The organism is Hamadaea sp. NPDC050747 (assembly GCF_040654195.1).
In the GTDB taxonomy this organism is placed as follows: domain Bacteria; phylum Actinomycetota; class Actinomycetes; order Mycobacteriales; family Micromonosporaceae; genus Hamadaea.
In genome coordinates this window covers 285,732-300,221 of record NZ_JBFAHM010000011.1, presented here as the reverse complement: position 1 = coordinate 300,221, position 14,490 = coordinate 285,732, and the positions used below count along the sequence as shown (strand labels likewise).

The 14,490-nt window shown below is 71.0% G+C and carries 13 protein-coding genes; all 13 read right to left on the bottom strand.

Annotated elements, in window-relative coordinates:
* Positions 1–9: 9 nt before the first annotated feature.
* The 13 genes from AB0H43_RS26965 to AB0H43_RS26905 all read right to left on the bottom strand — a co-directional run bounded on the left by AB0H43_RS26965 (position 10) and on the right by AB0H43_RS26905 (position 14,373).
* On the bottom strand, positions 10–861 hold the full coding sequence (locus AB0H43_RS26965) for a DUF4438 domain-containing protein (protein WP_360003668.1): 852 nt from the start codon (positions 859–861) through the stop codon (positions 10–12).
* Complete coding sequence (locus AB0H43_RS26960) at positions 858–2,243, bottom strand: TldD/PmbA family protein (RefSeq protein WP_360003666.1); 1,386 nt, start codon at positions 2,241–2,243, stop codon at positions 858–860. The genes AB0H43_RS26965 and AB0H43_RS26960 overlap by 4 nt, the downstream gene beginning before the upstream one ends.
* A complete protein-coding gene (locus AB0H43_RS26955) occupies positions 2,243–3,718 on the bottom strand; it encodes a TldD/PmbA family protein (RefSeq protein WP_360003663.1) in 1,476 nt (491 codons plus the stop codon). Before AB0H43_RS26955 ends, AB0H43_RS26960 begins: the two co-directional genes overlap by 1 nt.
* Entirely contained in the window at positions 3,715–4,836 is a 1,122-nt protein-coding gene (locus AB0H43_RS26950) for a Gfo/Idh/MocA family oxidoreductase (RefSeq protein ID WP_360003661.1), read from the bottom strand. The genes AB0H43_RS26955 and AB0H43_RS26950 overlap by 4 nt, the downstream gene beginning before the upstream one ends.
* A gap of 33 nt (positions 4,837–4,869) precedes the next feature.
* Entirely contained in the window at positions 4,870–5,796 is a 927-nt protein-coding gene (locus tag AB0H43_RS26945; RefSeq protein WP_360003659.1) for an ABC transporter permease, read from the bottom strand.
* The gene (locus tag AB0H43_RS26940) at positions 5,796–6,713 is read right to left on the bottom strand and encodes an ABC transporter permease (protein ID WP_360003656.1); all 918 of its coding nucleotides are present in this window, start codon (positions 6,711–6,713) and stop codon (positions 5,796–5,798) included. Before AB0H43_RS26940 ends, AB0H43_RS26945 begins: the two co-directional genes overlap by 1 nt.
* Positions 6,710–7,738: an oligopeptide/dipeptide ABC transporter ATP-binding protein gene (locus AB0H43_RS26935; RefSeq protein ID WP_360003654.1), complete on the bottom strand. Its 1,029-nt coding sequence runs from the start codon at positions 7,736–7,738 to the stop codon at positions 6,710–6,712. The genes AB0H43_RS26940 and AB0H43_RS26935 overlap by 4 nt, the downstream gene beginning before the upstream one ends.
* Positions 7,735–8,727 (bottom strand): ABC transporter ATP-binding protein, encoded by a 993-nt coding sequence (locus tag AB0H43_RS26930; protein WP_360003652.1) that lies wholly within the window; start codon positions 8,725–8,727, stop codon positions 7,735–7,737. The genes AB0H43_RS26935 and AB0H43_RS26930 overlap by 4 nt, the downstream gene beginning before the upstream one ends.
* 75 nt (positions 8,728–8,802) lie before the next feature.
* On the bottom strand, positions 8,803–10,446 hold the full coding sequence (locus AB0H43_RS26925) for an ABC transporter substrate-binding protein (RefSeq protein ID WP_360003649.1): 1,644 nt from the start codon (positions 10,444–10,446) through the stop codon (positions 8,803–8,805).
* 57 nt (positions 10,447–10,503) lie between these two features.
* Positions 10,504–11,670, bottom strand: a complete 1,167-nt coding sequence (locus AB0H43_RS26920; protein ID WP_360003646.1) for a pyridoxal phosphate-dependent aminotransferase — start codon at positions 11,668–11,670, stop codon at positions 10,504–10,506.
* Positions 11,667–12,440, bottom strand: coding sequence for an SDR family oxidoreductase (locus AB0H43_RS26915; RefSeq protein ID WP_360003644.1), 774 nt, complete (start codon positions 12,438–12,440; stop codon positions 11,667–11,669). The genes AB0H43_RS26920 and AB0H43_RS26915 overlap by 4 nt, the downstream gene beginning before the upstream one ends.
* The gene (locus tag AB0H43_RS26910; RefSeq protein WP_360003641.1) at positions 12,437–13,345 is read right to left on the bottom strand and encodes a dihydrodipicolinate synthase family protein; all 909 of its coding nucleotides are present in this window, start codon (positions 13,343–13,345) and stop codon (positions 12,437–12,439) included. The genes AB0H43_RS26915 and AB0H43_RS26910 overlap by 4 nt, the downstream gene beginning before the upstream one ends.
* Positions 13,346–13,347: 2 nt before the next feature.
* Positions 13,348–14,373 carry a D-2-hydroxyacid dehydrogenase gene (locus AB0H43_RS26905; RefSeq protein WP_360003639.1) on the bottom strand — a complete coding sequence of 342 codons (1,026 nt, stop codon included), beginning with the start codon at positions 14,371–14,373 and terminating at the stop codon, positions 13,348–13,350.
* Between the last annotated feature and the right edge of the window lie 117 nt (positions 14,374–14,490).

Genomic DNA, 14,490 nt, shown 5'->3' with positions numbered 1-14,490 from the left:
CCACCGGTGTCACAGGATTCCTCCGAGGTTGGCGTCGGGGTTGTCGACGATGTGGAAGCTGTCGGCCGGGCCGGACAGGATCGTGCTGGGCCCTGGGCCGTGGCCGAACAGCCGGCAGTGGCCGGTGCTGATCACCCCGACCGTCAGGTAGCCGGGCCGGTAGCCGCGGCCGAAGCGGTGGTCGGCGTCGGAGATCGCGACGAGGTCGCCGATGCGCAGCGTCTCCAGGCCGAGCGACAGGTCGTCGCCCTGGCCGGCGTAGGCGCCCATGAGGTCGGTGTTGGCGAACTCCGACACCATGCCGGAGCCTGCGCCGACGGCGGCGGCGGGCACACGGGCGGCGACGCCGACTTCGAGCCGGCCGTCGGGCAGCGTACGCAGCGGTAGCCGGTCGAGCAGGTCGGGATCGAGGTTCTTGGCCACGATCGCGGGATGATCGAGCAGCTTGAGCCCTTGCCCCCGGGCGGCGACGGTGACCACGTCACCCGTGGTGATCTCGGCGAGATCCTCCTCGGCGAGGTCGACGAGCACGTACGCGTGCTGGCCGATCACCTTGCCGGTCTTGCCGGCCGCCGGCCCGGTACGCACGGTGACGACGTTGCCGACGCAGCTGAGAAACTGCAGCGCCATGTTGGCGCCGCCGTCGCGGGCGCGGACGGACAGGCCGGGTTCGAGGTGGTCGGCGGCGTAGCCGGTGGCCGGGTCGCCGGGGTGCACGCCGAGGGTGACGCCACCCATGCCGGGTAGGAGGATGGGTGTGCCGTCGGCGTCGACCTTGTAGCCGTGCCGGTCGGCCAGGGCCGGCCACACTTCGCCGGCCAGGATCTGGGTGACCAGCCGGTCCTTGTTGGTCCTGATCATCGTGTCTCCTCGATCTTGGCGGCGCCGAAGCGGAAGCCGTGGCCGCGCAGGGCCGGTGCGGTGACGGCGCCGTTCCAGACGTTCATCACGGGTTGGGAGCGGCGTGCCGCGCCGATGCCGTCGACGGTGGCGAGGAAGTCGAGGATGGAGTGGGTGAACCGGGCTCCGGCGACCGGCTGGGCCAGCTGCCCGTTGTCGATGAGGAAGCAGCCGTCGCGGCTGACGCCGGTGATGGTGGCCGTCAGCCGGTCGACGAGCCGGGTGTACCAGAACCGCTGCACGTAGATGCCGCGTTCGACGCCGGCGATCAGCTGCGCCTCGGTGGCGTCTCCGGCGTCCATGACGATGTTCGCCGCCACCGGCGCCGGGACCTCTTCCCGCGCGATGTGGGCGTGCCCGGTCGAGCTGGTGCCGAGGGCTTTGGCGGTGGCGAGGTTGGTGACCGCTTCTCCCACGATGCCGTTGGTCAGCAGCGGTACCCGGCGCTTGGGCGTGCCTTCCATGTCGAACCCGATCGGCAGCCCGACCGCGGCAGTGGCGTCGTCGGCGACGGTGACCAGCGGGGAGGCGACCTGCTGCCCCGCTCGTCGCGCGACCAGGCCGACGCCGGCCGCCGCGAGTTCGCCGGAGAAGCCTGCCGCTTCCAGGAAGCCCAGGAGTTCACCGGCGGCCTGCGGCCCCAGGACGATGGTGTATCGGCCGTCGGGCACCGGGATGCGGTTCTGTCCCGCGACGGCCTCGGCGACCGTGCGGTCGACGCTGGCGGTCAGGTCGAGGGCGCCGCACGACCGGTGCAGGTCGATCCAGTGGGAAGTGCCGTCGGCGATGGTCGCGGTGAGCGAGCCGATCGCCTCGGTGGCCAGGGCGTGGTGGGCCACGCCGCTGGAGGTGACCACGGCGATCTGGGTCAGCGCGCGGCCGAACATGCCGGCCGCGTGCCCGCCGGCCTGGTCGGCTTCGCGCATCGCGTGGCCGGCTGCGGCTGCTCGTGCTCCGGCGTCGAACGCGGCGGTGTCGTCGTGCCACAGGGTGGCGTCGGGCAAGGCCGACGGGGTCGCCACCGTGGCGTTGCCGGGCCGGTCGGCCGCCTGGGCGAGCGCCTGTGCGGCTTTGACCGCTGCGGTCACCGCGCCGGTCAGCCCGCCGATCGTGCCGGTGGCGGCCCGGGCGGCGTGCCCGTCCACGACGGCGCGGACGGCGTACTGGGTTTCGACGATGTCTTGCGGCTGGTGGACCCGGCCGCCGGCGAATCGGGTGTATTCACCGGCGCGGCCGAGCAGCGTGATCTCGACTGCGTCGGCGTGGGTGGATGCGGCGGTCGTGCTGAGGCGTTCCAGCAGGCCGTCCGGCGCGACCGGGGGGAGGAATTCGGGCGTACGCATCAGGCCACTCCGATCCGCAGGTCGCGTACCAACATGGGTGAGGCGCCGTGGCTGAGGAAGCCCCACTGCTTGGGCTCGCCTTTGCCGCAGGGGTAGCCGAAGGCGCGGAACTCTTGCGGCCCGGCCACCGCCTCGACCGATCCCCAGAATTGGGGGGTGACGCCGCCGTAGGAGAAGTTCTTGAGCAGCCGGCCTCGCTTGCCGCCCTTCACCTCGTACGCGACCTCGGTGCCGAACTGGAAGTTGAGCCGCTGGTTGTCGATCGACCAGCTGCGGTTGTCGTCGATGTAGTAGCCGTCGCCGAGCCGGTCGAGCAGCTCGTCGAGGCTGCCGCCGTCGCCCGGTTCCAGGTACACGTGGGTGGAGAAGCAGACCGGCAGGTACGCCCAGCCGTCGGAGCGGGCCGCGCCGGTGAGCGCGAGCCCGGCGCGGGCGGCGGAGTCGCGTGTGGACAACGTGCTGCGGACGACGCCCCGGTCGATGAGGGCCGCCCGGCGGGCCGGAGTTCCCTCGTCGTCGAAGGCGAAGCTGCCGCGGGTGCCGGGCTTGGTCGGGTCGGAGGCGATGGTGACCGCGTCGGAGCCGTATCGCAGCGAGCCGACGTCACCGGGTCGGATGAACGAGGTGCCCGCGTAGTTGGCCTCATCGCCGAGGATCCGGTCGAGTTCCAGGGCGTGCCCGGCCGATTCGTGGATCTGCAGGGACACCTGCTGAGCGCCGATGATCACGTCGGCGTGCCCGCGCGGGGCGGCGGGGGCGGTCAGCAGGGCGACTGCCTCCTCCCCCACCCGGGCGGCGTTGTCCAGCATGGCCAGTCCGGCCAGATACTCCCAGCCCGCTCCGGCGGTGTTGCCGTGGAAGGAGTTCGGGTAGCTGCGGCGTTGCACGTCGCCGTGACCGGCGGCGGTCACCATCAGCATGGCGCCGGTCTCCATCAGATGCTGATGCTGGCGGGATCCTTCGGTGTTGGCGAAGTGGCGGTGCTGCCGCTTGGCGTTGACGCCGGCCTGCGCGGCGGCGACCTCGGCGGGCGCTGCGGCGGCGGCCAGCCAGGCGGCCAGCAGCTCGTGCCGGGTGGCGGTGCCGACCGTGAACGGGTCGTGGTCGACTTCGGTTTCGTAGCGGCCGCTGACCGGTTCCTGCGGTGGCAGGTCGACTCGTTTGCCGGTGCCGGCCAGGGCCTGGGCGGAGGCGTACGCCTGCCGGGCCGCCGCGGCGGCGTCGCCGTCGGCGGCCAGCGGCCGGGCGGCGAAGCCCCACTGGCCGTCGACGAGCACGCGTACGCCGATGCCGATGTTCTGTTCGATCCGCTCGTCGGGGTCGGCGCCGAGCTGGGCGTAGGACCGCAGTTCCTCGCATTCGATCAGCCGGGCGTCGGCGTACTGGACGCGCTGGTGCACCGTGTCGAGGGCGGTCTCGAGGATGCGCCGGGCGGCAGTGTCGTCGCCCAGCGTCCCCCAGTCGTGGGCGCTCACGCCTCCTCCAGCGGGAACGAGACCCAGGCCCGGTCACGGAAGGACTTCTCGAAGGCGTTGATGGTCTCCTGGACGAGCGCGCCCTGGGCGAAGTCGCCCTGGTTGACGTCGCTGCCGGACAGGATCTCGGTGGCGAAGTCGGCGCACAGGTTGGAGTAGAAAAGGAAGTCCCAGTCCTCGCGGGAGTGGCCGCCTTCGGGGAAGAACTGTTGTGGGATCTGCTGCTCGACGAACTCGACCGAGCCCTTGGTGGCGGTCTTGATGGTCTGGCAGATGCCGAACTCTTCGACCAGCCGGACGATGATGGCCCCTTCGGAGCCGAAGATGCGCGCCTCGATGCCGGGGAAGTTGCCGACGGTCACATACGACGACTGGATGGACGCCAGGACGCCGTTGTCGAACTCGCCGATCCACATGTCGCCGTCGTCGATGTTGAGGCGCTGCATCAGACCGGTGTCGCGGACCATCCGTTCGGGCACGAAGTTGCGCATGGTGCCGACGACCGAAGTCAGGGCGCCGCCGGTCCACCAGTGCATGATGTCGATGATCGGCGCGCCGTAGCCTTCGATCGACGAGGTCGCGAGCACCTCGGGGTCGGCGTCGGGGTTGACCTGCCGCATCGGGGTGGCCGGGTCGATCCATTGGCTGTTCTGCTCGTAGCCGTTGAAGATGTACGGGGTGCCGACGAAGCCGGTGTCGATCAGGTGCTTGGCGTACTGGACGGCCGGGGCGTATCGGAAGGTGAAGCCGAGCTTGGTCTTCAGGCCCTTGGTGCGGGCCAGTTCGGCCAGCGCCCGGGTCTGCCGGTTGTCGTGGTGCACCGGCTTCTCGCACAGGACGTGCTTGCCGGCGTCGAGGGCGGCGGCGGAGATCTCGAAGTGGGCCCGGTTGGCCGTGGCCACGTCGATGACGTCGATGCTGGGGTCGTCGAGCAGTTCGCGGTAGTCCGTGACCAGCTTGGCGACGCCGAAGCGGGCGCCGGCCTCGGCGACGACGGCGGGGTCGGTGTCGGCCAGCGCGACGACCTCGACGCGGGGGTCGCGCTGCCAGCCGGGGATGTGGGCGCGCTGGGCCCAGCGGCCGGCGCCGACCACTGCCACGCGCAGCTTGTCACTCATGGGGGGTGTTCCTTTCGGTTGAGCGGTCCGCGATCAGCGGCGGACCCGGGGGTCGACCAGCGCGTACGCGAGGTCGACGAGGAGGTTCATGACGACGATGAAGAAGGCGGCGAACAGCACCGCGCCGGTGATCATGGGGACGTCGAGGGTGCCGATCGCGTCGAAGGTGAGCTTGCCGACGCCCGGCAGGCCGAACACCGATTCGATGACGACGACCCCGCCGAGGAAGTAGCCGAGGTCCATGCCGAGCATGGTCAGCAGCGGGCTGAGGACGTTACGCAGGCAGTGCCGCAGCAGCACGACCCGTTCGGGCATGCCCTTGGCTCGGGCCATCTGCACGTACGGGCTGCGCAGCGCTTCGAGCATGTTGGTGCGGGTCAGGCGGGCGTACCAGGCGGCCCCGCCGAGACCGAGGGTGAAGCTGGGCAGGATCAGGTAGTTGATGTAGGGCGCCTCGTAGCCGGACAGCGGGAAGAGGTTGAACTTGAACGCCAGCAGGTACAGCAGCAGCAGGCCGACCCAGAACGGCGGTGCGGACAGTCCGACCAGCGAGGCGAGCGTGGTGGCCCGGTCGGCGAGCCGGCCCGGCCGGTAGGCGGCGATGATGCCGACGGGGATGCCGAGGATCGCCTCCCACAGCACGCCGAGGACGGCGAGGGCCGCGCTGACCGGCAACGCCCGCAGGATCGCCGAGGCGACCGGGGTGTTCTGCAACGCGAAGCTGGTGCCGAGGTCGAAGTGCAGCAGGCCGAGCAGGAATTTGCCGTACTGGTAGGCCAGGCTGCGGTCCAGGCCGAGCTCGTGGTGGATGGACGCCACAGTGGCGGCGCTGGCGTTGGGTCCGGCGATCAGCCGCGCGGGGTCGCCCGGCACGACGTGGGTCAGCAGGAAGGCGAGGGTCACGACGCCGAAGAGGACGACGATCGCCTGCGGGATGCGGCGAAGCAGGAACCGGCTCATCAGCGGCGCTCCGGTGCGGTCGGGTCGAGGAGGTCGCGCAGCCAGTCGCCGGCGAGGTTGAACGCGAGCACGGTGAGGATCAGGCAGACACCGGGTGCGAACAGCAGCCACGGCGCGATCTGGAAGTACTCCTTGCCCTGCTCGATCATCTGTCCCCAGGACGGGGTCGGGACGGGCACGCCGACGCCGAGGAACGACAGCGACGCCTCGATGAGGATCGACGAGGCGACGCCGAGGGTGGCGTACACGATGATGGTCGGCACGAGGTGCGGGAACAGGTGCTTGCGCATGATCCGCCAGTGGGACAGCCCGAGGGTGCGGGCGGCGACCACGAACTCCCGTTCGCGCAGCGACAGGACTTGGCTGCGCACGATGCGGGCCAGCGTCGTCCAGTAGATCAGCGCGATGACGATGACGACGTTGCGTTCGCTGGGCCCGGTCACGGCGATCAGCGCGATGCAGAACAGCAGGATCGGGAACGACATGATGACGTCGGTCAGTCGCATGAGGATCGTCTCGACCCACCCGCCGAGGTAGCCCGCGCTGAGCCCGACGACCACGCCGAGGACGGTGGCCAGCCCGTTGGCGAGGATGCCGATGACGAGCGAGACGCGTGCCCCGTACAGCAGCCGGGCCAGCACGTCACGGCCGTTGGGGTCGGTGCCGAGCGGGAAGCCGTGGCCCGGTCCGATCGGTGCGCCGTTGGCCGCGAGTCCTTCGGGATAGGTCGCCAGGGGCGAGTGCGCGGCCAGCAGCGGCGCGCCGATCGCGGCGGCTGCCAGCAGAACCAGCAGGACGATGGAGATGAGCGCGGGTTTGTCCTGGCGCAGGCTGCGCAGGACCCGGCGGAACCCGGCCGGTGCGGCGGCAGGTGTCTGGGCGGGCGCCGGTGGGGCGACGGCGGGTGGCGCGGTCATGGAGTCCTCCCCTCTTGCGACGGGATCGGGCCGGTCGAGCCGGCGGGGGCGGCCAGTGATCCGGTGGCGTCGGCGTGGAAGCAGGCGGCCGCGTGGCCGGTGCGGTCGACGGTCAGTTCGGGCTGCCGCGCCCAGCAGGCTTCGGTGGCCAATGGGCAGCGGGGCGCGAACGCGCAACCGGTCAGCGCCGCGCCGGCGGCGGGCGCCTCGCCGGCGACGATGCCGCGGCGGTGGCGGCGGCCGACGCCGGGCTGGGGAATGGCCGCGATCAACGCGCGTGTGTAGGGGTGGCGCGGCCGGGCGAACACCTCGTCCGCCGGGCCGAGCTCGACGATGCGGCCCTGGTACATGATCGCCACGTCGTCGGCGATGAACCGCAGCGTCGACATGTCGTGCGAGATGAACAGGTACGCCAGCCCGTCGCTTTCCTGCAGATCCTTGAGCAGGTTCAGGATCTGGGCGCGGACGGACACGTCGAGGGCGGACACCGCCTCGTCGCAGACGAGGACTTGCGGGCCGACGGCCAGCGCGCGGGCGATGGAGACGCGCTGCCGCTGGCCGCCGGACAGCTGATGCGGGTAGCGGCCGGTAAACGCGGCGGGCAGACCGACGCGGTCGAACAGCTGCCGGGTCCGCAGGACGTGGTCGGGTCGCGGCACTGCGGCTGCGGTGAGTGCTTCGGCGACGTTGTCGCCGACGGTCAGCCGCGGGTTGAGCGAGTCGTAGGGGTCCTGGAACACCATCTGCATGTGGCGGCGGAACCGTTGCAGCGCGCGGCTGCGTAACGTGGTCACCTCGCGTCCGGCGATGTGCACCGAGCCGGACGCCGGGTCGTGGACGCGCATGAGGGCGCGGGCGACGCTGCTCTTGCCGGATCCGGACTCGCCGGCGATGCCGAGGGTGCGACCGGCGCCGATGGTGAAGCTGACCTTGTCGACGGCGGTGAACTCGGTGCGGCGCACTGATCCGCGCATCCGGTAGCGGACGGTCAGATCGCGGACGCTGACGACGTCGTGGGTGCTCATCGGACCACCTCCGGTGTCCGGGCGCCGGCCAGCGGGAAGTGGCAGGCGGCTTGCGTACGCGGCCCGGCCGTGGCCAGCCGGGGTGCTTCGGACCGGCACACGGGTTGGGCGTGGGCGCACCGGTCGGCGAACGCGCAGGAGCCGGTGGGCACGTCGCCGAACGGCGGGGAGCCGGGGATGGCGGGCAGCCGCCGGGGCAGCTCGCCGTCGAGGCGGGGAATCGAGTCCAGCAGCGCCCGGGTGTAGGGGTGTGCCGGGTCGGCGACGATGTCGTCGGTGGGCCCGGCCTCGACCACCTGGCCGGCGTACATGACGAGGATGCGGTCGCAGAAGCTGGAGACCACACCGAGGTCGTGGCTGACCAGGATGGTCGCGGTGGCGTACCGCTCGGTCAGCTCGTCGAGCAGGTCGAGGACCTGGGCCTGGACGGTGACGTCGAGGGCGGTCGTGGGTTCGTCGGCGATGATGAGTTTGGGGGTGCACGCGGCGGCGATGGCGATGCAGACCCGCTGGCGCATGCCGCCGCTGAACGCGTGGGGGTAGTCGTCGAGCCGGCGATCGGGGTCGGCGATGCCGACGAGTTTGAGCAGCCGCACCGCTTCGGCGCGGGCGTCGGCCTTGGACAGCCCGCGGTGGCGGCGCAGGCCTTCGGTGAGCTGGGTGCCGACGCGCAGCAGCGGGTTGAGGCTCGACATCGGGTCCTGGAACACCATGGCGATGTCGGCGCCACGCCAGGCGGCGAGCCGGTCGGCGTCGTACGCGAGCACGTCCTGGCCGGCGAACCGGATGCTGCCACCGACGGTTGCGGTGGCCGGGAGCAGCCGCATCACCGCCTGGGCGGTGACGGACTTGCCGGAGCCGGACTCGCCGACGATGCCGACGCGTTCGCCGGCTTCGACGCGCAGCGACACCCCGCGCACGGCGGCGGTGCGGGTGCCGTCGCGGGTGAAGCCGACCGTGAGGTCGTCGACTTCGAGAAGGGCTGTCATCGCTGGGGTTCCTTCAGGGTGTGGGGTGGGCGGTGCGGCCACGGCGGTCGCCGCACCGCCCGGGAAGGAGGAAGGTCAGCGGGAGGTGCCGGCTGTGGTCTTCCAGTAGTTGGTCATGTCCCAGCCCCAGATCGGCTGGGAGTGGTAGCCGCCGACGGTCTTGCCGAACACCTCGGTCTTGGAGCCGTAGTAGAGCGGCACCACCGGGTTGTCGGCGAGCATCTTCGCCGTCGCCTCGGCGTAGATCTTGTTGGCTTCGTCCACGGTGGCGGCGGCCAGCGCCTTATTCACCAGGTCGTCGACGTCCTTGTTGCAGTAGAAGGAGTAGTTCTGGCCGCCGGGGATGGCCGCGGCGCAGGACAGCAGAGCCTGGTAGAAGTCGCTGCCGTCGGGGTAGTCGGCGACCCAGAAGGTCAGGGTCATCGGGGCCTTGTTCGGCGTGGCCGCGAGGTCGAAGAAGGCGCTCTGCTGGATCGGCTGCGCGTCGACCTTGATTCCGATCTTGGCGAGGTCCTGCTGCAGCTGGGGAAGCAGCGCGGTCCACGGCGAGGTGTTCCAGGAGTACATCGTGGTCGAGAAGCCGTCGGGGTAGCCGGCTTCGGCCAGCAGTTGCTTGGCCTTGGCGATGTCCTGGTCATGGACCAGCTTGTCGGAGGTGTATCCCGTGATGCCCGGCGGCAGGTACTCGTTGGCGACCTGGCCTTGGCCGGCGACCAGCTTGAGCAGGAAGCTGCGGTCGAAGGCGTACGAGACGGCCTCGCGGACCTTCGGGTTGTCGAACGGCTTCATCTGCGTGTTCATCGTGACGTAGTACGTCGACGGCTTGACGATCGTCTTGGTCTGCGCCTTGAGCGACGCGTCGTTGGAGACGGTCAGGTAGTCGGCGGCCGGGATCGGGTCGCCCATCAGGTCGATCTGACCCTTCTGCAGCTCCAGCAGCTGCACGTGCGGGTCGACGCCGAGCTTCTCGACGACTTTGTCGACGTAGGGACGGGGCGAGTCCCAATACTTTTCGTTGCGGTTGACGACGATCTCGGAGCCGGGCGTGAAGTGGTCGAGCACGAACGGGCCGGAGCCGACCGGCTTGCTGGCCGTGCCCTTCTCGATGATCGACGCGTGCGGCATCGCCAGGATGTACTTGAACGAGCTGTTCGGCGCGGTGAGCACGATCTGGACGGTTGTGTCGTCGACCGCGGTGATGCCGGGCAGCGCGCCGGACGGGTTCTTCGCGTACTCGGCGGCGCCCTTCACCCCGGTCCAGAAGCTGGCCACCGGCGACTTGGACGCCGGGTCCAGGATGCGGGAGAAGGAGTACACGACGTCGCCGGCGGTGACGGGCTTGCCGTCGGTGAAGGTCATGCCGGACCGCAGCTTGATCGTGTAGGTGAGGCCGTCGGCGCTGACCTGCGGCAGGTCCGCCGCCGCCTGGGCGGCGAGGTTCATGGTGTCGCCGGTGTAGTCGTAGAGCCGGTCGTACATCATGCGCATGTTGTTCCAGCAGGTGGCGTCGTAGCACACCGCCGGGTCGAAGGTCTTCGGGTCGCTCTTGTACGCCACGGTCATGGTGCCGCCGTAACGAGGGTCGGTGCCGCTGCCGGTGCCACTGCCGGCATTGGTGTCGTTGCCGGCGCAGGCGGCGGTAACCGCCAGGGTTCCGGCGAGCAGCACGCCGAGCACGGCCCGGCGGGCAGAGCTTCGCCGCAGGGGTGGAAGGGTCATTTCGGTCGCTCCATCTCTCACTTCAGGGGGAGGCGGTGGGGTTGGGTGGACGGACGTTCACGGGCTCGACCGGGTCGCCAGGAAGCCGGCCAGACCGGTTAGCCCGCGGTCGATATCGGCGGGCGCGGCGGCCAGGGACAGCCGCAGCCGGTCGCGTCCGGCGGCACCGAACGCGCCGCCGGGTGCGAGCGCGATTCCGGTGTCGCGCAGCAACTGCAGCGCCATGGCCGAGGTGTCGTCGGCAGGTACGCAGATCCAGAGGTAGAACGCGCCGGCGGGCCGGACCGCGGTCAGCCCTAGCGTCGCCGCACGGGTGACGGCCAGGTCACGCCGTTGCCGGTACGCGGCTCGCATCTGCCCCACGCAGTCCTGCGGCCCGGTCAGCGCCGCGATGCCGGCGTGCTGGGTCGGTGTGCTGACGCAGGACGCGGTGGCTTCCTGGACCCGGGCCAGTGCCTGGGTGAGCTGCGCGCCCCCGGGACCGGACGCCACGGCGTAGCCGAGCCGCCAGCCGGTCATCGCGTAGCTTTTGGACAGGGAGAACACGGTGATCGCCGGGGTGTCCGGTGCGGCGGCCGCGAATGTGGTGGCCGGTTCGTCGAGCCACAGCTGGTCGTAGCATTCGTCGGCGATGACGGTCAGCCCGTGCCGGTTCGCCCACTCCCCCAGCTCTGCCTGCTGGGCGGCGGACCACTGGTAGCCGACGGGATTCGCCGGGGAGTTGATCAGGATCGCCCGCGTGCGGGGACCGGCGAGCGTCGCGAGGTGGTCGTAGTCGGGCCGGAAGTTCTGTTCCTCGACCAGCCGGTAGCCGCGGGCGGTCGCGCCGAGCATCGTGGCGATCGTGGTGAAGTTCGTCCACCCTGGATCGGGGACGAGGATCTCGTCGCCGGCCGACAGCAGCGCCCGGTAGGCGGCGGTCAGCCCGCCGACGCCGCCCGCGGTCACGACGAGCTGATCGGCGGGAACGTCGATGGCGTTGTCGCGCTTGAGTTTCTCGGCGGCCGCCGCGCGCAGTGCGGGAAGTCCGACGCTGGGCCCGTACCTGGTGTGGCCGTCGCGGGCGGCTCGGGACAGCGCCTCGACGATGTGGCCGGGCGTCGGGAAGTCGGGTTCGCCGAGTTCCAGGTGCACCGCGCCGGGATGGGCCCAGGCGGCGTTGGCCAGTGCCCGGATGCCGGAGGCGGGGGTGGCGGCGACTTCGGCGGAGATCCGGGCGCTCATGTCAGGCTCCGCATCATGCCGCCGTCGCAGGACAGCAGGCTGGCCGTGACGTAGGAGGCCGCCGGCGACGCCAGGAAGCCGACGACTGCCGCGAACTCCTCCGGCCGCCCGTACCGTCCAGTGGGGATGGTGACGACGCTGGCCGCGCGGACGCTGCCGACGTCGGTCCCGGAACGCTGGGCGGCGGCCGCGTCGAGCTGCGCCACCCGGTCGGTGTCGATCCGGCCGGGGATGACGCCGTTGACGGTGACCCCGTCGGCGGCGACTTGCCGGCCCAGTGTCTTCAGCCATGCCGCGAGCGCGGCCCGGCCGGAGTTGGAGTAGGCCAGGTTCGGCAGCGGTTCGCGTACGCCGGAGGACAGCACGGCGATGAGCCGGCCGAAGCCGCGCTGCCGCATGCCGGGCAGCAGCCGGGTCGCGAGGTCGATCGGGGTGACGGTGAGCAGCTGCAGCGCGGTCCGCCAGCTGTCGGGGTCGGTCTGGTCGGCGGTGGCCGCGGGTGGTCCACCGGAGTTGAGGACGCACACGTCCACCTGGTCGAACACGTCTTCGGCGCGGGCGGCGACCGTGGCGGCGGCTGCGGGGTCGGCCGCGTCGGCGGCGACGGTGTGCACTGTGACGCCGTGTCGTTGCCGCAGGGTGGCGGCGACCGGGGCCAGGCGGGTTTCGCTGCGCGACCACAGCAGCAGGTCGTGGCCTGTGGCGGCCAGCTGGTCGGCGATGGCGGCGCCCAACCCGGCGCTGGCTCCACCGACGATCGCGGTGGTCACGGCAGCTCCACGGATTCGATGGCGGGCGTCAGCCCGACCCGGGCCAGCACGTCGTCGAGTTCGGCGAGGGTCGCCGCGTCCGGCAGTGGGTTCAGCGCCCGGGTGCGTGCTGTGGTCAGGACGCCGCGCCGCCGCAGGACCTCCTTGCGGATGCCGAGGCCGACCCGTACCTGGCCTTCGAAGACCAGGTAGGGCAGGAATCGGTCGTTTAGCCGCGCGGCCCGTTCACGGTCGCCGGTTTCGAACGCCAGGCGGATCGCCCGCAGGATCTCCGGGTAGGCGAAGCCGGTCATGGTGCCGGCCGCGCCCCGGTTCAGCTCGTTGTACGCGCTGACGCCGCCGAGCCCGCCGAAGACGGTCAGGCCGGGGCGCTGCGCCAGCAGCCGGCTGATCTTCGGGGGTGTCGGCGGGTCTTCGAGTTTGACGACATTGCTGTTCGCGGCGTCGAGCGCGGCGATCAGTGCCGACACGGGCAGCGTCACACCGGTCGCCGCGGGCTCGTCCTGCACGATCACCGGGACGGGGCAGTCGCCGACGGCCGAGCGGTAGAACGCGCCGATGGAGTCGGTGTCTTTGAGCAGTGCCGGCGCGGCGACCATCACCGCGGCGGCCCCGACGTCGACGGCGCGGGCGGCGTTGGCGCGGACGACCGCCGCGGCCGGGGCTGTGCAGCCGACGGCGAACGGCAGCCGTCCTCGGGCGGCGTCGGCGACGGTGGCCAGGACCGTCTCGCGTTCGGCGGCGGTGAGGTCGGCGACCTCGCCCATCACGCCGAGGATGGTGATGCCGTCGACGTTCCACGTTTCGGCGGCGTCGACGATGCGGCGCAGGCTGTCCTGGTCGACCTCGCCGCCGTCGGTGAACGGCGTCGGGCTGATGTACCAGGTGCCGGTCAGTTCTGTCATGGTCAGTACCCCAGGTCCCGTTGGTAGACGTTGCGCAGCTCGCGGCCGTCGAGGTAGCGCCGCAGGTTGTCGCAGAACAGGTCGGTGATGGCCGCGTTCTCCGTGTCCACGGTGGAGGCGGAGTGCGGCGAGACGAGGACGTTGTCGAGGTCCCACAGCGCGGAGACGGCGGGCAGCGGTTCGGTCGCGAAGACGTCCAGCGCCGCACCGGCGAGCCGGCCGGCGGTCAGCGCCTCGATCAGGGCCGGCTCGTCGACGAGCTGCCCGCGGCCGATGTTGACCAGCACCGCACCCGGTTTGAGAAGGCCGATCCGCGCCGCGTCGAGCAGGTTGTCCGTGTCGGCGGTCAGCGGTGTGCAGAGCACGAGGACGTCGGTGCGCGGCAGGATCTCGTCGAGATCGTCGGTGGACCGGATCTCGGCGTCCAGGTCGTAGCTTCGTCCCGGGCGGCCGACGGCGATGACATCGGTGCCCAGCGCCCGGAACGAGCCGACGACGCGGCGGCCGATCCCGCCGAGTCCGACGACGGTGACCGTACGCCCGGCCAGCTGCGACGTCGTGTACCGCTCCCAGCGGTGCCGCGTCTGCTGACCGCGCAGGTACGGTACGCCTTTGATGAAGTGCAGCGCACCGAGTACGGCGAATTCGGCGAGCGGGACGGCGTGGATGCCGGCCGCGGTGGTGAACGTCCAGTCTGTCTGGTCGAGTCCGGTGCGCTGCACGAATCCGCCGATGCCGGCGCTGGTCGCCTGCACCCAGCGCAGGTTCGGCGCCCGGGTGGGCAGTTCGGCCGGCGCCTGCCAGTCGAAGTCGAAGCTGACGTCGGCCTCGCGGAGGGCTCGGTCCCAGCGTTGCTGCTGCGCGTCGTCGAGGACACGCGGGGTGCCGGTGTGGTCGCAGGCGTAGCGGGGAACCGGGAGCAGGTCCGGCTCGTAGCGGACGTCGACGCGCGGGTCGACCGCTGCGATCCGGTCCACGAGGTGTGGTTCCAGGTAGGTGGCGATCAGCACGCCCAGGCGGGGGGACATGATCAGGACTGTAGACCCGTTGCCGATTGTCGACAATCGGCAACCGACATATTTCTTGCCACGTGGGCAAGATTTTTCGGAGCCATGAAGGAGATCGCTCAGACCTACCGCGCGCAC